Annotated in this window: 18 protein-coding genes; 17 read left to right on the forward strand and 1 reads right to left on the reverse strand. The window is 62.7% G+C overall.

The features are described 5' to 3' along the window. The first annotated feature begins 32 nt into the window (after window positions 1-32). Genes fliS through NX05_RS10985 form a run of 3 tightly spaced genes read left to right on the forward strand, consistent with a single transcriptional unit; the run spans window position 33 to window position 1,314 of the window. The gene (gene fliS / locus NX05_RS10975; protein WP_039438028.1) at window positions 33-446 is read left to right on the forward strand and encodes a flagellar export chaperone FliS; all 414 of its coding nucleotides are present in this window, start codon (window positions 33-35) and stop codon (window positions 444-446) included. Between the two features lie 8 nt (window positions 447-454). Further along, window positions 455-748 (forward strand): hypothetical protein, encoded by a 294-nt coding sequence (locus NX05_RS10980; RefSeq protein ID WP_039438031.1) that lies wholly within the window; start codon window positions 455-457, stop codon window positions 746-748. Further along, a complete protein-coding gene (locus tag NX05_RS10985) occupies window positions 748-1,314 on the forward strand; it encodes a PilZ domain-containing protein (RefSeq protein ID WP_039438033.1) in 567 nt (188 codons plus the stop codon). Before NX05_RS10980 ends, NX05_RS10985 begins: the two co-directional genes overlap by 1 nt. A gap of 27 nt (window positions 1,315-1,341) precedes the next feature. Here the strand turns inward: NX05_RS10985 and NX05_RS24905 are convergent, their stop codons facing one another. Continuing rightward, window positions 1,342-1,497 (reverse strand): hypothetical protein, encoded by a 156-nt coding sequence (locus NX05_RS24905; RefSeq protein WP_227479797.1) that lies wholly within the window; start codon window positions 1,495-1,497, stop codon window positions 1,342-1,344. Here NX05_RS24905 and NX05_RS10990 point away from each other — a divergent pair. The 14 genes from NX05_RS10990 (at window position 1,432) to NX05_RS11055 (ending at window position 17,159) form a co-directional block, all read left to right on the forward strand. After that, complete coding sequence (locus NX05_RS10990; RefSeq protein WP_221205632.1) at window positions 1,432-2,019, forward strand: response regulator; 588 nt, start codon at window positions 1,432-1,434, stop codon at window positions 2,017-2,019. The two genes, NX05_RS24905 and NX05_RS10990, sit on opposite strands and share 66 nt — an antisense overlap. A 220-nt stretch (window positions 2,020-2,239) precedes the next feature. After that, window positions 2,240-3,643 (forward strand): RNA polymerase factor sigma-54, encoded by a 1,404-nt coding sequence (gene rpoN / locus NX05_RS10995; protein ID WP_039438035.1) that lies wholly within the window; start codon window positions 2,240-2,242, stop codon window positions 3,641-3,643. Between the two features lie 8 nt (window positions 3,644-3,651). Next, window positions 3,652-4,035, forward strand: a complete 384-nt coding sequence (locus NX05_RS11000; RefSeq protein WP_005997154.1) for a response regulator — start codon at window positions 3,652-3,654, stop codon at window positions 4,033-4,035. Further along, complete coding sequence (locus NX05_RS11005; protein WP_010373648.1) at window positions 4,028-5,512, forward strand: sigma-54 dependent transcriptional regulator; 1,485 nt, start codon at window positions 4,028-4,030, stop codon at window positions 5,510-5,512. The genes NX05_RS11000 and NX05_RS11005 overlap by 8 nt, the downstream gene beginning before the upstream one ends. 117 nt (window positions 5,513-5,629) lie before the next feature. Then, window positions 5,630-6,739, forward strand: coding sequence for a DegT/DnrJ/EryC1/StrS family aminotransferase (locus NX05_RS11010; protein WP_039438038.1), 1,110 nt, complete (start codon window positions 5,630-5,632; stop codon window positions 6,737-6,739). Window positions 6,740-6,803: 64 nt separating this feature from the next. Next, on the forward strand, window positions 6,804-7,028 hold the full coding sequence (locus NX05_RS11015; protein ID WP_039438040.1) for an acyl carrier protein: 225 nt from the start codon (window positions 6,804-6,806) through the stop codon (window positions 7,026-7,028). 5 nt (window positions 7,029-7,033) lie between these two features. After that, entirely contained in the window at window positions 7,034-8,074 is a 1,041-nt protein-coding gene (locus NX05_RS11020) for a ketoacyl-ACP synthase III (protein WP_017116078.1), read from the forward strand. Continuing rightward, entirely contained in the window at window positions 8,071-8,835 is a 765-nt protein-coding gene (locus NX05_RS11025) for an SDR family NAD(P)-dependent oxidoreductase (protein ID WP_039438043.1), read from the forward strand. Before NX05_RS11020 ends, NX05_RS11025 begins: the two co-directional genes overlap by 4 nt. Then, window positions 8,832-9,569 carry an SDR family NAD(P)-dependent oxidoreductase gene (locus NX05_RS11030; RefSeq protein WP_039438046.1) on the forward strand — a complete coding sequence of 246 codons (738 nt, stop codon included), beginning with the start codon at window positions 8,832-8,834 and terminating at the stop codon, window positions 9,567-9,569. Before NX05_RS11025 ends, NX05_RS11030 begins: the two co-directional genes overlap by 4 nt. Continuing rightward, window positions 9,566-10,210 carry a NeuD/PglB/VioB family sugar acetyltransferase gene (locus NX05_RS11035; RefSeq protein ID WP_010373663.1) on the forward strand — a complete coding sequence of 215 codons (645 nt, stop codon included), beginning with the start codon at window positions 9,566-9,568 and terminating at the stop codon, window positions 10,208-10,210. Before NX05_RS11030 ends, NX05_RS11035 begins: the two co-directional genes overlap by 4 nt. Window positions 10,211-10,222: 12 nt before the next feature. Further along, window positions 10,223-11,368, forward strand: a complete 1,146-nt coding sequence (locus NX05_RS11040; RefSeq protein WP_039438050.1) for an aromatic ring-hydroxylating oxygenase subunit alpha — start codon at window positions 10,223-10,225, stop codon at window positions 11,366-11,368. After that, window positions 11,358-11,981 (forward strand): LbetaH domain-containing protein, encoded by a 624-nt coding sequence (locus NX05_RS11045; RefSeq protein WP_039438053.1) that lies wholly within the window; start codon window positions 11,358-11,360, stop codon window positions 11,979-11,981. The genes NX05_RS11040 and NX05_RS11045 overlap by 11 nt, the downstream gene beginning before the upstream one ends. Beyond that, window positions 11,978-13,501, forward strand: a complete 1,524-nt coding sequence (locus NX05_RS11050) for an FkbM family methyltransferase (RefSeq protein WP_039438056.1) — start codon at window positions 11,978-11,980, stop codon at window positions 13,499-13,501. Before NX05_RS11045 ends, NX05_RS11050 begins: the two co-directional genes overlap by 4 nt. A 160-nt stretch (window positions 13,502-13,661) precedes the next feature. Beyond that, window positions 13,662-17,159, forward strand: coding sequence for a glycosyltransferase (locus NX05_RS11055; protein ID WP_039438105.1), 3,498 nt, complete (start codon window positions 13,662-13,664; stop codon window positions 17,157-17,159). Window positions 17,160-17,397: the final 238 nt, after the last annotated feature.

Below are 17,397 nucleotides of genomic sequence, written 5' to 3' on the forward strand. Positions count from 1 at the left end.
CCAGCGAAGGTCAGCCCATTGAGGAGTCATCCATGTACGGTTCCAATCGTCAATATGCCGAGCAATACCGCAAGGTCGGCGTGGCCACCAGCGTGACCGAAGCCGACCCGCATAAGCTGGTCTCGCTGCTGTTTGCCGGTGCCTGCCAGCGCATCCGTCTGGCCCAAGCCTGCCTGGCGCAGGGCGACCAGGCGCGCAAAGGCAAGGCCATTGGTGAGGCCTGCGCAATCGTCGGTCACTTGAACGGCTCGCTCGATCACGAAGCCGGTGGCGAGATCGCTGGTAACCTCTCGGCCCTGTACGACTACGTGATGCAGCGGCTGACCGCAGCCAACCTGCACAATGACGAGACTGCGTTGATCGAAGCGCTGGATTTGCTCAGCGAAATCGACTCGGCGTGGAACTCCATCCCCCTCGAACAACGCGGCCTTCCCGCCGTTTCGTGAGTCCTGCCATGCATAGCGTGCAACGCCTTCAAGCAGAAATCGCCGACCTCCGCCTGGCCATGGCGCAAGAGGACTTCGAGGACATGCCGCCGATGCTGGACGCCCACGACCTGCACCTGCGCGAATATGCGCAGCAGGTGGATATTGAACAGGACCGCGACGCGCTGCAGACCTTGCTCACGATGCATCAGGACCTGATGCGGATGATGCGCGAGCGTCAACGCAAGCTACTAGAGCTGATCCGCGCACAGCGCACCTCGTCGTCGGCCAGCCGGGCCTACGCACGGGTCGGTCGGATCTGATGAGCACGCTCGGCACACTTGCGCCATCTGCCGATGCCGAACTGTTTGCCGACACGCTCAGTTGCGAGTTGCAATTGCCGGCCGGCTTCCGCGCCGGAAGCGAAGCTGGCACGCAGAGCGCCGCAGAAACACTGTTGCGCAGCCTTGGCCAGGTCGAAGACTTGCGTAGCGAGGAAACCAGCGAAGACCGCGGCGAACTGCCGTTGCTGGTGCAGCGCATGGACGCCAAACTCGATTTGATGCTGGCGCTGATCGGCCGCTTGGTGCGCCACGGCGACAGCGGACTGAGCCAGGGCCTGGTGCACTGGTCGGTGCGCGGAATCCGCCTGAGTTGCGCAAGCAGCCACGCAGCGGGCACCACCGGCAGCGTTTGTTTGCAGCCATCCGATTGGCTTCCTGAACTTGTACAGCTTCCCGCCACGGTGCTGGCAAGCGCAAGCGATGGTCATGATTTCTGGCTGTGGCTGCGGTTTGCCCCGCTCGCACCCGGTCTGCAGGACGCCCTGGAACGCCACCTGTTCCGTTTGCATCGCCGTCAGATCGCCGACGCCCGCCGCCAGCGCTGATTCCCATGGTTGGCGCGGGGCGTCGGGTCAGCTAAGGTGCTCTTTACTGAAAAAGAAGGTCTCTTCTGCGCCGTGCGAGTCATCATCGTCGACGATCACACCCTTGTTCGTGCCGGCCTGTCCAGGCTGCTGCAAACTTTCGCCGGCATTGATGTCGTGGGCGAGGCAAGCAACGCGCAACAAGCCCTGGACATGACATCCCTGCACCGGCCCGACCTGGTGTTGATGGACCTGTCACTGCCCGGCCGCAGCGGCCTGGATGCCATGACCGACGTCCTGCGCGCCGCGCCGCGCACGCACGTGGTGATGATGTCGATGCATGACGACCCGGTGCACGTGCGCGATGCGCTTGATCGTGGCGCCGTCGGCTTTGTGGTCAAGGACGCCGCACCGCTGGAACTGGAATTGGCGTTGCGCGCCGCCGCCGCTGGCCAGGTGTTCCTGAGCCCGCAGATCTCGTCCAAGATGATTGCGCCGATGCTGGGCCGCGAAAAACCAGTCGGCATTGCCGCACTGTCGCCGCGTCAGCGCGAGATCCTGCGCGAAATTGGCCGCGGCCAGAGCAACAAGGAAATTGCCGCCGATTTGGGCATCAGCGTGAAAACGGTGGAAACCCACCGCGCACGCATGATGGAATCGCTCGGTTGCCGTCGCGCCAACGATCTGGTGCTGCTGGCGGCCAAACATCACAACGAGTTGGTCTGACGCGCCAACTTGGGCGAGCGCGGTCTGCCAGCGACGATCAAAACAGTGACGGAATTCCGGCAGGCATGCTTGAGCCTGCCTGCAACGTCAGGAAGTTTCTGACGCGCTGTCAGGAAAATCATGAGTCATCTCACCTGACTCCCTGATTAGAAACCCGTCGCGTTGTCCTGCAAGATGCATTCCATCGCTGCTGCGTGCAGCGCCCTTCGGAAGCGCTTCCATGAAGACGACCATTTCCGCCCAGCTTGGCCAGCAACTGCACCTCACCCCGCAGTTGCTGCAGTCGATCCGTCTGTTGCAATTGGACGGCATGCAGTTGGAACTGGAGATCCGTCGTGCCCTGGAAACCAATCCGTTGCTGGAGTTGGAAGAGCTGGCCGATAACGGGGACGCGGCCACCACCAACGACGATGGCGCCAGCGATATCGCCGCGTTCGACGAGTTGCCGGAAAGCACGATGTGGGACGTGCAGAGCAGCAGTTGGAACGATGGCGACGACGACCGCATGCAGCGCGTGGCAGCCGGCGAGTCCACCGACCCGCATGTGCGCATCCTGCGCGAACTGGCGCTGGACCTGGACGAGGCGGCATTGGGGGCCGCTGCGTTCTGGCTGGAGCAGACCGACGACGCCGGGTATCTGACCGAAGCGTTGTCGACGCTGCAGCAGCTGGGCGCCACCCGTCTGGGCATGAACGTGCAGGCAGTGGAAGCGATCCGTCAGCGCCTGCTGCACGGCGACCCGGCCGGGCTGGCCGCCTGCGACCTGCGCGAGTGTCTGCAAGCGCAGCTGAGTGCCCTGCCCGGCCGCGTACCGGCCCGCCATCTGGCGGCGCGCATCCTCGACGGTGACCTGGAGCTGCTGGCTGCGCACGACTACGCGGTACTGGCGCGCGCGCACGATGCCGAGGTGGACGATGCGCGCGAAGCGGTGCGGCTGATCCTCTCGCTGCAACCGCGCCCGGGCGAGGACCTGCTGCAGGAGAGCAACGCCAGCGTGATTCCGGATGTGCTCGCCTGGCATGCGGACGGCAGCTGGCGCGTTGCACTCAATCCGGCCACCACCCATCGCGTCAGCATCAACCCGGTGCACGAACGTGCGCTGGCTGAAGCCGGCGAGGCCGCGCAGCCGTTGCGCGACATGCTGCAGGAAGCGCGCTGGCTGACCCGCGGGTTGTCGATGCGCTACGAGACCCTGCTGCGCGCAACGCGCGCCATCGCCGAACGCCAGGCCGCCTTCCTGGCGCGTGGCGAAGAAGCAATGGCACCGCTGACGCTGAAGGAAATTGCCGACGAGATCGGCATGCACGAATCGACGATCTCGCGCATCACCACCGGCAAATACATCCAGACCCCGCGCGGCACCTTCGAGCTCAAGCACTTCTTCGCCGTGCGGCTGGAAGGCGCCAGCGTCTCCGGCCAGGCCGTCAAGGCGATGGTGCGTCGCTTGATCGAAAGCGAGCCGGCCGGCCGGCCGCTGGCCGACGAGGCCATTGCCGGATTGCTGTCGCGGCAAGGCGTTAACATTGCGCGCCGCACCGTCGCCAAGTACCGCGAACAACTTGATATCGCCCCGGCACGCGAGCGCCGTCGCACCACTAAACCGCTGCTTGCCCGGGCAGGATAAGGACTACTATGAGCAAACTCACCGTGCTGCTGGTCGACGACCACGAGGGCTTTATCAACGCTGCGATGCGTCATTTTCGCAAAGTCGAGTGGCTCAATATCGTGGGCAGTGCCGCCAATGGGCTGGAAGCGATCGAGCGCTCTGAGTCGCTGCGCCCCAATGTCGTGCTGATGGATCTGGCCATGCCGGAAATGGGCGGGCTGCAGGCCACGCGTCTGATCAAGACGCAGGACGATCCGCCGTATATTGTCATCGCGAGCCACTTCGATGATGCCGAGCATCGTGAACACGCTCTTCGCGCGGGAGCTGACAACTTTGTCAGCAAGCTGTCCTACATCCAGGAAGTCATGCCAATCCTGGAGGGCCTGACGGAAGGAGCCAGGAATGAGTGAGTCCCGCATTCTGTTGATCGACAGTGACGCTGTGCGCGCCGAGCGCACCGTGTCGCTGCTCGAATTTATGGACTTCAATCCCCGCTGGGTCACTGACGGCGCCGACATCAATCCTGGCCGTCACCGCCACGATGAGTGGATGGCGGTGATGGTGGGCTCGGCGCAGGATGCTGCACAGGCCGACAAATTCTTTGACTGGCTGGCCGATGCCAAGCTGCCGCCGCCAGTGCTGCTGATGGAAGGCAGCCCGACCGCGTTCGCGCAAACACACGGCCTGCACGAAGCCAATGTGTGGGCATTGGACACTCCCCTGCGTCATACGCAGCTGGAAGCCTTGCTGCGCCGCGCAAGCCTCAAACGGTTGGATGCCGAGCATCAGGCCGGCGTACAGCAGGATTCTGGTCCCACCGGCAACAGCGAGGCGGTCACTCGCCTGCGCCGGCTGATCGACCAAGTGGCCGCATTCGACACCACCGTGCTGGTGCTGGGCGAATCCGGTACCGGCAAGGAGGTTGTCGCGCGCGCCATCCACCAACATTCGCCGCGGCGCGATGGGCCGTTCGTCGCAATCAATTGCGGCGCGATCCCGCCGGATCTGCTGGAAAGCGAATTGTTCGGCCACGAAAAAGGCGCCTTCACCGGTGCCCTGACCACCCGCAAGGGCCGGTTCGAAATGGCCGAAGGCGGCACGCTGCTGCTGGACGAAATCGGCGACATGAGCCTGCCGATGCAGGTCAAGCTGCTGCGCGTGTTGCAGGAGCGCAGCTTCGAGCGCGTTGGCGGTGGCCAGACCATCCGCTGCAACGTGCGCGTGATCGCCGCGACCCACCGCAATTTGGAAACCCGCATCAGCGATGGCCAGTTTCGCGAGGACCTGTTCTATCGCCTCAACGTGTTTCCGATCGAAATGCCGGCGCTGCGCGAGCGCGTGGACGATCTGGCCATGCTTGTACAGACGATTGCGGGCCAGCTCGCACGCACCGGCCGCGGCGAAGTGCGCTTTGCCGAGGAGGCTCTGGAGGCGCTGCGCAGCTATGACTGGCCCGGCAACGTACGCGAGCTTACCAACCTGGTGGAGCGCCTGGCGGTGCTGCATCCCGGTGGGCTGGTGCGGGTGCAGGATCTGCCGGCGCGGTATCGCGGCGATTTCGCCTCGGCCATTCCGGTCGAGTTGCCACCGGAACCGCCACTGGTGGCCGCACCGGTAGAAGTCACCGATCTACCAAGCAACGTGGTGACGCTACAGCCCAAGACGGCCGATGCCGAACCGGCCGCTGCGTCCAGCCTGCCGGACGACGGTATCGATTTGCGTGGCCACATGGCCAACATCGAATTGGCGCTGATCAATGAAGCGCTGGAACGCACCCAGGGCGTGGTCGCACATGCCGCCCAACTGCTCGGCCTGCGCCGCACCACGCTGGTGGAGAAGCTGCGCAAGTACGGCATTGATCGCGAGCAGACCGAACTGGCCAACTGAGCGGTCATACGCTCAGCTTCCGCTCGCTGGCATAGCGCTTGCTTCAGCAGGATCACTCCGTTGCAGCCACCGGCTGCAGCGGAATCCCGACCTTCACCAGCACCTGCCGAGGCATTGATGCCCATCCCCGTCACCAGTCCGCTGCTGCCGCCGCTGGAAGAATTTCTGCCCTATCTGGAGCGGATCTGGACCAGCCGCATCGTCAGCAACGGTGGCGAGATGCACCGCGCACTCGAACGCGCACTGTGCGACTACCTGGGCGTGCCGCATCTGGCATTGCTCACCAACGGCACCACCGCCTTGATCACTGCGCTGCAGGCGCTGCGTATCACCGGCGAAGTGATCACCACGCCCTACTCGTTCGTTGCCACCGCGCATTCGCTGTTGTGGAAAAGCATCACACCGGTGTTCGTGGACATCGACCTGGTGACGCTCAACATGGATCCTTCGAAGATCGAAGCGGCCATCACCCCACAGACCACCGCAATCATGCCGGTGCATTGCTACGGAACCGCATGCGACACGACAGCCATCACGCGTATCGCCGACATCTACAACCTCAAGGTGATCTACGACGCCGCACATGCCTTCGGCGTGCGCGATGACGGCGGCTCGATCCTGCGTCATGGCGATCTGAGCGTGTTGAGCTTTCATGCAACCAAGGTCTTCAATACCTTCGAAGGCGGCGCGATTGTCTGCCCCGACGAAAAAACTTATCAGCGCATCGGGCATCTGAAGAACTTCGGCTTCGTCGATGAAACCACGGTGGTGGCACCGGGCATCAACGGCAAAATGAATGAGATCAGCGCGGCGTTCGGCCTGCTGCAACTGCAGCACATCGACAACGCCATCGCGCAGCGCAGCGCCATCGATGTGCAGTATCGGCAGCGGTTGAGCGATGTGCGCGGCATCCGCTGTGTTGCGCGGGCCGCGTATTCCAGCCCCAATTACGCGTATTTCCCGGTGCTGGTGCAGGACGACTACCCCCTGTCGCGCGATGCGCTGTACCAATTGATGCGCGAGCACGGCATTCTGGTGCGGCGCTATTTCTATCCGTTGATCAGCGACTTCCCGATGTACCGTGCCCTGCCCTCGTCGGCGCCGGCATGGTTGCCGGTGGCGCGCTCGGTGGCCGCGCAAGTGCTGTGCCTGCCGATCTTTCCTGGCCTGAGCAGCGACCAGGTCGATACCATTGCCGATCTCATCGCCGGCCAACAGGCGACATGACCGCAGCCCGCTCCACGTGCTTTTCCACTTCCCGTATCTTCAACAGGCAACCAGGCGAGACCGCATGACCCAGGAAACGTTTATCGAGAACTTTGTTTCTGCCACCGACTTCCAGGAGCCAGTGGAGGTCACGCTGGACACCGTGCTGCTGGAATTGCCGGAATGGGATTCACTGGCGGCACTGGGCGTGATCGTGATGTTCGACATGGAGTACGGCAAGACCATTACCGGCGATGACCTCACCGCTGCCATCACCGTCGGCGATCTCTACAAACTGACCGAGGCGTAAGCACCATGCCGACCTCCACGCTGCATAACGTCCGCTTTGCCGGCATGGCGACATGCGTGCCAAAGCGTGTGGTGTCCAATCTCACCGATTGCCGGCCGCAGATCCGTTCCGAACGCGAGCGCCTGGTGCGCAACATCGGCATCGAGACGCGGCGCATGTCTCAGCCTTGGCAGTGCTTTTCGGACCTGGCCTTCGACGCAACCGAAGTGCTGCTCGAGAAGCTGCAGTGGAAGCGTGAGGAGATCGATGCACTGATTGTGGTGACCCAGTCGCCGGATTATCCGATTCCGGCCACTGCGATCATCCTGCAAGACAGGCTGGGGCTTTCGCATGCCACCGTCGCCTTCGACGTCAACCTGGGCTGCTCGGCCTACCCGTTCGGCATCAACCTGCTCGGCTCGATGATCGCCGCCGGCGGCGTCAAGAAAGGCCTGCTGCTGGTGGGTGACCGCAGTGCCAATCTGGAAGATCCCATTTTTTCCGATTCCGGCACCGCCACTGCGCTGGAGTTCAGCGCCGACGCGCCGCCGATGTACTTCGACCTCAACAGCGATGGCAGTGGCTATAAGGCAATCATCCTGCCGGTCGGCGGCCAGCGCGAGCCGGTGACCCTGCAGCACCTGATCCCGTTCCGCGAAGAGCCTGACGGTCCATGGCGGTGTGCAACCGACCTGATCCTGGACGGCGTGGCGGTGTTGGGCTTCTCAACGCAACGTATCCCGCCGGCGGTACAGAAACTTCTCGACTACACCGGCGTTTCCAAGGATGAGATCGATTATTTCGTGTTCCATCAAGCCAACCGCATGATCAACGAGACCATTCGCAAGAAGCTCGGCCTGCCGGTGGAAAAAGTGCCTTCGACGCTGCGCGACTTCGGCAACTCTAGCGGTGCCTCGCTGCCGGTGACCATGACCGCGCGCATCAACAAGGAACTCGAATCCGGACCCAAGCGCGTCTTGCTTTGCGGCTTCGGCATCGGCTTGTCGTGGGGCACCTGTCTGCTCGACATCGAAGGGGCCGTTTTTCCGGATCTGATCGAATCGTGAGTATTGCCCCTGACCCCTTCTCGCTTGCCGGCAAACGCATTCTTGTTACCGGCGCCTCCTCCGGTATTGGCCGACAGATTGCCATTTCCTGCGCCGAGCTCGGTGCCCAGCTGGCGATCAGCGGGCGCGACCGCGCGCGGCTGGCCTCAACCTTGGAGGCATTGCCAGGCGAAGGACACGTGGCGATCGCGGCAGACCTTGACCGGCAGGAGGACATCGATCGCCTGGTCGCCGACGTTGGCCTGTTGGATGGGATGGCGCACGCGGCCGGCATCTCTCGGCTGGTTCCGCTGCGCCTGGTCAACCGGGCGCATTTGGACGACATCTTCTCCAGCAACACATTCGCACCGATGCTGCTGACCCGCGGCCTGCTGGCGAAGAAGCGCATCACCGCAAACGGCTCGTTGGTGTTCCTCGCTTCAGTTGCCTCGCACATCGGACCAATGGCCAGCAGCGCGTATGCGGCCAGCAAAAGCGCGCTGCTCGGCATGGTGAGATCGTTGGCGCAGGAAGTTGCCAAGAATGGCATCCGCGCCAACTGTATTGCCCCGGGTTACGTGCGCACGCCGCTGCTGGAGGGCCTGCAGGGAAGCGGCGGCAATATGGAAGGGCTGTTCGAACTGACACCGCTCGGCATGGGCGAGCCGGAGGACGTCGCCTACGCCGCCGCGTTCCTGCTGGCCGATGCAAGCCGCTGGATAACGCGCAACTATTTCGTGGTGGATGGCGGCCTCACCGTGCCGATGGACATCTACGCATGAACACACCGGCACACACTGCGTTTTCGCTCAATGGCAAGACAATCCTGGTGACGGGAGCGTCGTCGGGGTTGGGCCGTCAAATCGCCATCGCCTGCGCGCAACGAGGCGCCCGCATCGTTCTCACTGGCCGCGACAAAGACCGTCTCGCGCAGACCCAGGCGCAGCTGCAGGGCACGGGCCACGTTGGCGTGCTCGGCGACCTGAGCAGCGCTGCCGATCGCGACACACTCGCTGCTGCAGCGGGTGCGACGGTTCATGGCGTGGTTCACTGCGCAGGCATTCAGAAGCACTGTCCGATCCGGCAGCTGACCGAGGCGGCGATGACCGAGATGTACACGGTCAATTTTCTCGCTCCGGTGATGCTGACGCAGCGCCTGCTGCTGGCAAATGCCATCGCCCCTCAGGGCTCGATCGTGTTCATGCTATCCACTGCCGCGCACCTCGGCACGCGCGGCGTAGGGCCGTATTCGGCGATGAAAGCAGGCCTCATCGGCATCATCAAATGCCTGGCGCTCGAACAGGCCAAGCGCAGGATTCGGGTCAACGGCATTTCTCCGTCTGCTGTAGCGACGCCGATGTGGGGCGCAGACCAACTCGATGCACAGAAGGCAAGGCATCCTCTGGGCCTGGGCGAGCCGCAGGATGTGGCCAACGCCGCGATCTACCTGCTAGCCGATGCCAGCCGCTGGGTCACTGGGACCAGCCTGGTGATGGACGGCGGCTCAATCCTATGACGCACCCGGTTTTGATTATTGGCGCCGGCGGATGGGGGCGCGAGGTCTTGGCGCAGATGCAGGGTGATCCGGCGTGCGGAACGAAGTGGCGTCCGGTGGGATTTCTCGACACGCGCCTGCAGATACTGGACGGTCTGGACTGCGACCTGACCATTGTCGGCAGCCCGCTCTCATACCAGCCGCAGGACGAAGAGCGCTTCGTCTGCGCGATCGGCGATCCGCATGCGCGCCAGCGCTATGCGCAGCCATTGCTTGAGCAAGGCGCGCACTTCATCCCCATCGTCACCGGCGCGTTCCTGAGCCCGTACGTGCACATCGGCCAGGGCTGCTTCCTGTGCCACCGCGTGCAGCTCAGCCCCAACGTGTGGCTGGGCGACTTCGTCAACGTGCAGGCAAACACCATGCTCGGTCACGATGTCCATGTCGGTGACTACGCGCAGATCGGGGCAATGACCTTCGTCGGTGGCGGCGCACGAATCGGTAAGCACGCGATCGTGCACCCACACGCCACCATCCTGCCCGGCATCCACATCGGCGACGGCGCGGTGGTCGGCGCCGGCTCGGTCGTGGTGAAGGACGTGCCGGCCGGCGCCAGCGTCTTCGGCAACCCAGCCCGAATCATTTACCACAAAGATTCCTGAGGAAGCCCGCCGATGCGATCGCGAATGCACCCCAGCTACTATCTGTCGACGGACATATTCGAGCGTGAACAGCGCAAGATCTTCCGCAAGGCGTGGCTGTTTGCCGGCCTGAAGACGCTGCTGCCCGACAACAACTGCTTCATCACTCGCAGGCTCGCTGGCATTCCGGTACTGATCCAGAACTTCAAGGGCCGGCTGCGCGCGTTCGAGAATGTCTGCCTGCACCGCAGCGCGCTGCTGCAGACCACTGCGGTGGGAAAGCGCCCGCTGGTCTGCCCTTACCATGCATGGAAGTACGACTCCGACGGTCAGGTCGAGAACATCCCCGAATGCGATGCCCTTTATGGCTTCGGCGAGGAGGAAAGACGCGGCCTGAAATTGCGGGAATTCGCCTTGCATGAAGTGGGGAACCTGCTATTCGTCAACCTCGATCCCAACCCGATGCCAATCGAGGAGCAGTTTTCGGCAGACTTCATCGCCTTGCTGGACAGTAGCTCCAACGCCTATGACACTGAGGTCATGGTGACCACCTGGCGCGGCCGGTACAACTGGAAACTCGCTTACGAAAATCTTCGGGATGCCAATCACCCGCGCTTCGTCCACCCCAAGACCTTAGCCAAGAGCGTTAGCTTCGTTGCCGAGGTAAACCAAGAACACGCCAAGGAGTCCATGGAAGCCTTGCAAGACAGCTCGCCCGCTGCCTTGAGACGCGAGATGCGCCGCTTCAGTTACGGCGGCCCGGACGCACCCATACCCAACCTTCAACACTTTGGCTGGCACGAGAAAGTGGAACGCTGGGGCACGCAGGATGCCTACTTCAATTGGTTGGTCTTCCCGAACATGCACATCGCCAGTTCCAATGGCGGGTATTCCTTCACGCTGGAACACCACATTCCCGTCGCACCGGACCGCACCGACCTGGAAATCTATTGGTTTAGTGCCCGCAAGAAACAGCCTTACGGCTCTTCCAGCCAAGTGCTACTGGCACAGATGCACGGCAGCAAGGTCGTTGTGGGAGAAGACGTTGACATCATGGAGCGGGTGCAGGCGGCATTGCACATAGACGCACCGCTCCCCACCCAGGGAGCCTATGAATCCATGAATCGGCTGGTCGAACGCTGGTACGCGCTGCTGATGGAGACCGAACATGAAATCTAGGTGGATCATCGGCCGCAGCGAATACCTCGACCTGGCATTCCACGCATGGAAGCAGGCGCGTCAGGACGAGATGGTCGTCAGGATTGAGGTACCACAAGACTCCGAACACGAATTCGATCTTGGCGTGCTGGATGGATTGAATCCGACCGACGGGGCCATGTTCGTGGCGTTCGACGAACGCTTCGGCAACTTCAAGCGCGTAGAACTGATGCAGGCAGCGATGGAACGCGGCTTCAAGCTGGAGCCCTTTATCCACCCCAGCGCAGCGATCGGCACCGACGCGGTCATCGGTCTCAACGCATTTGTGGGTGCCAATGCTGTCATCGGGCACGCGTGCAAGATCGACTACAACACGGTGATCCATGCCAGCGCGCACCTCGGACCGGCATGCCGCGTCAAATCTTCATGCTGGATAGAGAATGGTGTGCAAATCGGCGCGGGCGTCGAGATTGGCAGCAATAGCGTCCTGCGGACAGGCGCCATCGTGCACCGGGGCGTCAAGGTGGGACGAAGCTGCGAACTTGGCTGGCCGCGTGTCTACCGCGAGGACGTGCCTGCCAAAACCTATTTCGACGCCCGCTACGACAACCCCATTCATACCTATGGGACGTGACGTTCATGAACTCAAGAAATGAGCAGCTTCGCCAACGGATTCTACGTATTGCGGAGCAGGAGCGCCCTGCACTCGAAGATGTCATTGCGCGCCTACCCGCCATTGCCAACCGCCCTGTATTCCTCGTCGCTCCCGAGTCCCGTGTAGGCATGGTGCACGGCCCCCGCATCGTTGCCCACCTGCACCATGTCGTTGCCGCAATTGATGACCAAAGCATCCATCTGGACTACATCCACGGCGCGCCGCGCTGGAGTAGTCAGGAGCTTCTTGCCAAGGCGGGCCAGTATGCCGATGCAATCGCTATCGATTTCTCCTGCAGCCTGCGCGGGCGGGCGTTTGCAAATGACCTGTGCGCAAGCGCGGGTATTGAGCAACTGAGCGTTGCGCCTTCGGTGGATCCGCCGATCCCAAGTTTCGAGCAGCGCCCCCTTTTTCTGCTTCAGCCGCGCTCGGGCCTTGGCAACATTTATGGACCACAGATCGTCCAGCGCTCCAGTCATGTCATTGCCGCCATTGATGACGAGCCAAGCGACAGCGATACCGTTCATGGGGTGCCGCGTTGGAGTTCGCGCCAGTTCATCGAACAAGCGGCTCAGCATTCCCAGGCATTGGCCATCGATTTTTCTTACAGCCCCGGAGAATCGGGCTTGGCTCGCAAGCTCTGCGAGCAAGCAGGCATTGACAGGGTCGATGCCTGCCTGGCCGTTGCGCACTGCGGGCTTCCCGCCGTATACGAGCCTGCCCAGGTGTACCGTCAGCGGACACTTGTGCGCCTGGAAGAATTTCTGCGTCTTGCGGATCGACTGGACGACGATCTCAGCGTTTTTACGCTCTACAGCAACCTGTTGTTCCGCCTGACCTACGATTCCAGACTCCTATTGGACTGCTGGGCGACGCCGATCAACGAGTATTTTTCAGAATACGCAGATACCAGCACGTTCCAGCTTGGCCAGCGTGAACATTTCTGCGATGGCGGTGCCTTCCAGGGACCTATCGTGCATAAGTTTCTCGAAGCATCCCGCCATCGCTACGAAAGCATCACCGCCTTTGAACCGGATCGCATCAACTTCCAGAAATTGGAGAGCATTGCGAGCGCCTTCCCCCTTCCCCCGCACAATTTCAAGGCGCTAAAAAAAGCCATCTCCAACGAACAGACCACGCTGCGCTTCGAGGAGACTGGCACCGTCTCCAGCCACGTATCGCCGGGTGGCGGAATCTCAGTAGCGACGACGCGCCTGGACGACGAATTGGAAAAGCTGACGCTACTGAAGTTGGACATCGAAGGATTTGAAGCCAGGGCATTAGAAGGCGCATCTCACCTCATCAGGACCCAGCGCCCCCGTATGGCTATTTGTGTCTACCACTACGCCCAGGATTTACTGGATATCGTCGAACAACTGGACAAATTGGTGGAGGGCTATCACTTCCGCCTACGCCAGCACTCTCCCGGCCACTACTACGATCTCGTGTTGTATGCATCGCCGGTCGCTGGCGCCGCACCTCCGCCCTGGGCGGAGTAAGCCCAGGAACATCTACGAGTGGAAAAGATAGAGCGATGCCGGATCTTCAGCTGTCTGCCCTATTGACTCCGCTGCATGCCCTTATTTTCGAACTGCTCATTGACCCATGATGCACCACCCGGAAGATCGCTCGGCCACGCGTGCGTTTGTCAGCATCGTGATGCCCGCCTACAAGCTGCGCTATCTAGATGAAGCGCTTACGAGCGTAGTTTTGCAGTCTTACCCCAGGCTCGAGTTGATCGTCTGCGACGACAGTGCCAATGCGTCGATCGAGCAGTGCGTCGCGCGGCATGCGCTGGAATGCCCTTTCCCGATCCGATATTTCCGCAATCCCGCTCGCCTGGGCGAGCTCGGCAGCAAACTCAGAGGGATTGGCCTTGCGCAGGGCGAGTACATCAAGTTCCTGCACGACGACGATGTGCTGCAGCCCGATTGCATTGCGCAATTGGTCGAGGCGATCGAGCGCAACCCGGGCACGGCGATGGCGTCCTCGCGGCGGGTACGCATCGATGACGACGGGCAACCGCTGCCGGACATCCTGGCCACCTGCTTTCCGTTCGCCGACGACGTGCTGATCGACGGGCCGGAGTTGGTGTCGTTCCTGGCCGACCACACCATCAATTTTATCGGTGAGCCGAGTTGCGTGCTGGCACGGCGCGCCGATCTGTTGGCGTTGGGCAACGAGTTGATGGCGTTGAATGGCAAGACCATTCACTGGGTGGGCGATCTGGCGATCTACGTGAAGCTGCTACGCCATGGCAATCTGGCGATGCTGGCCAGCCCGCTCACGCAGTTTCGTGTCTCAAGTGCGCAGTTCAGTCAGGGCGGTCGCGATCAGCCAGGCATCGGCGATCAGGGGCATGAAGACTTGCGTCAAGGCATCCGTCAACTTGGTTGGCGGCGCGAGACTGGCGACAACCGACTGGTGCGCGTGGCTCCGCTCAGTCCGCACAAGGCGCGCGTGTTCAAGCCGGTGGATCTGGTCAATGCGCTCATGCAGAGCGCTGGTATGGCCGAGCGCGTGTCGCCGGCCACCTGGCTGGGCGTGCGCCATCCGAATGCGGTGCAGCGTGCGTTGATCGAAGCGCGCTTGCAGGCGCACGCCGGTGGGCCGCGCATCGCGGTATTGCTGATCGACCGTCACGGCGATACCGCGGGGGTGGCAGCAACGCGGGACAGCCTGGACGCGGTGGCCTGCTATCAACGCCATCACACCTGGGTTATCAGCAGCTCCCCGCAGCAGGTTGCCGAATACGGCGAGCGCGGCGTGCTGATCGACGCGCACGGCTTGGCGGCAGCACTCAATCGGGTGATCGCCGCACAGGAGGCGATCGATTGGGTGCTGCTTGTCGATGCCGGCAGCCGGTTCACCAGCAGCGGCTTGCTGATGCTGGCACTGGAAATGCTCGCGCTACCGGACGACTGCCAGGCCATCTACGCCGACGAGGTGATGGCGTTGGACAACGGCCAGCTCGGGCTTGCGCTACGGCCGGCGCTGTATCTGGACATGCTGTTGAGCGCGCCGACGACGCTATCGCGGCACTGGGTGTTCCGGCATCGCACGCTGCTGACCGATGGCGGCTTCCCTATCGAGCCTAGCGCGGCGCTCGAACTGGATTACCAGCTCGGCCTGGTCGAGCGTTACGGGTTGGCCTGCATTCGTCATGTCGCCGAGCCCTTGCTGATCGCATCGGCCACGCCGCAGCATGCCGACGAAGACGAACGACAAGCCATCGCGCGTCATCTCGCCGAACGCGGCTACGTCGACGCCGTGGTGCACAGCGCGGGGCCAGGCCGGCATGCGGTGGAGTACCGCCATACGCAGCAGCCGCTGGTGAGCATCCTGGTACTGGTCGATGGCCGCCTGCCGCAGGTGCAGCGCTGCCTGGAAAGCATCCTGGCCAACACGGCCTACCCGCATTACGAGGTGCTGTTGCTGGATCGCGGCACCACCGCGCCAGACCTGCGCGACTGGCTGGCTGGCATCGACACCCTGGGCATGCAGCAGATCCGCGTGCTGCGCTTTGATGCCGAGCCATCGCGCGAAGCGGTCTGCAATGCCGCCGCCGAGCACACACGTGGGGACGTGCTGCTGTGGCTGGCAGCCGGCGCGGCGGTGATGACAGCCGATTGGCTGGAGCAATTGCTCAACCATGCGCTGCGCCCGGAGGTCGGTGCGGTCGCTGGCAAGTTGCTGCGCGGCGATGGCACCGTGCACCACGCCGGCATGCTGCTGGGTCTGGGGGCACCGGCAACGCGCGCGTTCGAAGGTGCCGCCTTCGATGAGTCGGGCTATCTGCAGCGTCTGCAGCTGGATCAGAACTACAGCGCGTTGAGCGGCGAATGCCTGATGCTGCCGCGCCAGCTCTTCATGGACGCCGGTGGCTTCGCACTGGAGCCGGCGCTGGCGCAGTGGAGCGATGTCGATCTGTGCCTGCGCCTGCAGCAAGCCGGCTACCTCAATGTCTTCGCAGCGCGCGCGCAGTTATTGATCGACCCGCCTGAGGCAACACCCACCACAGCGCTGGACGAAGAAGCGATGTACGCACGGTGGCTACCGGTGATGGCCAACGACCCGGCCTACAACGCGGGCTTTTCATTGGACCCGGGCGCCGGCTTCTCGCTGGCAGACCCGCGCGCGAGTTGGCGTCCCTTGCAGTCGTGGCGGCCGCTGCCGAGCCTGATCGCGTTGCCGGCCGATATCGAAGGCTGTGGCCACTATCGGGTGATCCAGCCGCTGCGCGCCTTGCGTGAGGGCGGAATTGCCGAAGGGGTGCTGTTCAACGGCTATCTGGAGATCAGCGAGCTGGCGCGTCAGGATCCCGACGTGGTGATCCTGCAACGCCAGGTCGGCGAGGCGCGGCTGGAGGCAATGCGGCGGATGAAGGCGTTGTCACGCGCGTTCAAGGTGTACGAGCTGGACGATTACCTGCCCAATTTGCCGCTAAAGAATGCGCACCGCGACCACATGCCCAAGGACATTCTCAAGACGGTGCGGCGCGGTCTCGGCATGGTGGACCGTTTCGTTGTGTCTACTCCGGCGCTGGCGGAAGCGTTCGCCGGCTTGCACAGCGATATCCGGGTGGCCGAAAACCGCTTGCCGCCCCATTGGTGGGAGCAGTTGCCCGCACGGGCCGAGCGCCAGGGCGGCAAGCCGCGGGTCGGTTGGGCCGGCGGTGCCAGCCATACCGGCGATCTGGAATTGATCGCCGATGTGGTGCGCGAGCTGGCCGACGAAGTCGAATGGGTGTTCATGGGGATGTACCCGTTCGCGCTGCGCCAGCATATCCACCACTTCCAGCCAGGCGTGCAGATCGATCACTACCCGGCCGCACTGGCGGCGTTGGAGCTGGATCTGGCGCTGGCACCGGTGGAGCAGAACCTGTTCAACGAGTGCAAGAGCAATTTGCGCCTGCTCGAATACGGTGCCTGCGGGTATCCGGTCATCGCAAGCGACGTGCGCTGCTACCAGGGCACCCTGCCGGTAACGCTGGTGAAGAACCGCTACCGCGACTGGATCGGAGCCATCCGCGAGCATCTGGCCGACCTGGCTGCGGCGCGCGCCAAGGGAGCAGCCCTGCGCGAGGTGGTGCGGCGCGACTGGATGTTGAGCGGCAGCAATCTGGAGCATTGGCGAAAGGCGTGGCTGCCGGACTGACTGATCATCCAGCGCGCAATGCACGCACGGATGCCGGGACATATCGGCAATCCAAGCCAGACTTGGCCAATTGATTCGCCCAGCAGCAGAGATGTCGAGGCGTCGCGTCAGTTAGTCGCCCCTGAAAAACCCCAACCACCCAACGACCGCAAGGCCTTGATGTCTGCACCGGCGTGCTAAAACTACCAGTGTTCGCTACGCTGAAGGCTGGTTTCTTGCAATTTCCGCCCATGCGTAC

Origin of the sequence: Xanthomonas vasicola (genome assembly GCF_000772705.2) — a bacterium.
GTDB classification, from domain to species: Bacteria; Pseudomonadota; Gammaproteobacteria; order Xanthomonadales; family Xanthomonadaceae; genus Xanthomonas; species Xanthomonas vasicola.

What these genes read in the sequence shown, in the direction of transcription:
- NX05_RS11020 (WP_017116078.1), top strand. Translation starts at nt 7,034, where the DNA reads ATGCCGACCTCCACGCTGCATAACGTCCGCTTTGCCGGCATGGCGACA.
- rpoN (WP_039438035.1), top strand. Translation starts at nt 2,240, where the DNA reads ATGAAGACGACCATTTCCGCCCAGCTTGGCCAGCAACTGCACCTCACC.
- NX05_RS11030 (WP_039438046.1), top strand. Translation starts at nt 8,832, where the DNA reads ATGAACACACCGGCACACACTGCGTTTTCGCTCAATGGCAAGACAATC.
- NX05_RS11005 (WP_010373648.1), top strand. Translation starts at nt 4,028, where the DNA reads ATGAGTGAGTCCCGCATTCTGTTGATCGACAGTGACGCTGTGCGCGCC.
- NX05_RS11035 (WP_010373663.1), top strand. Translation starts at nt 9,566, where the DNA reads ATGACGCACCCGGTTTTGATTATTGGCGCCGGCGGATGGGGGCGCGAG.
- NX05_RS11040 (WP_039438050.1), top strand. Translation starts at nt 10,223, where the DNA reads ATGCGATCGCGAATGCACCCCAGCTACTATCTGTCGACGGACATATTC.
- fliS (WP_039438028.1), top strand. Translation starts at nt 33, where the DNA reads ATGTACGGTTCCAATCGTCAATATGCCGAGCAATACCGCAAGGTCGGC.
- NX05_RS11015 (WP_039438040.1), top strand. Translation starts at nt 6,804, where the DNA reads ATGACCCAGGAAACGTTTATCGAGAACTTTGTTTCTGCCACCGACTTC.
- NX05_RS11010 (WP_039438038.1), top strand. Translation starts at nt 5,630, where the DNA reads ATGCCCATCCCCGTCACCAGTCCGCTGCTGCCGCCGCTGGAAGAATTT.
- NX05_RS11045 (WP_039438053.1), top strand. Translation starts at nt 11,358, where the DNA reads ATGAAATCTAGGTGGATCATCGGCCGCAGCGAATACCTCGACCTGGCA.
- NX05_RS10985 (WP_039438033.1), top strand. Translation starts at nt 748, where the DNA reads ATGAGCACGCTCGGCACACTTGCGCCATCTGCCGATGCCGAACTGTTT.
- NX05_RS11055 (WP_039438105.1), top strand. Translation starts at nt 13,662, where the DNA reads ATGCCCGCCTACAAGCTGCGCTATCTAGATGAAGCGCTTACGAGCGTA.
- NX05_RS11000 (WP_005997154.1), top strand. Translation starts at nt 3,652, where the DNA reads ATGAGCAAACTCACCGTGCTGCTGGTCGACGACCACGAGGGCTTTATC.
- NX05_RS10980 (WP_039438031.1), top strand. Translation starts at nt 455, where the DNA reads ATGCATAGCGTGCAACGCCTTCAAGCAGAAATCGCCGACCTCCGCCTG.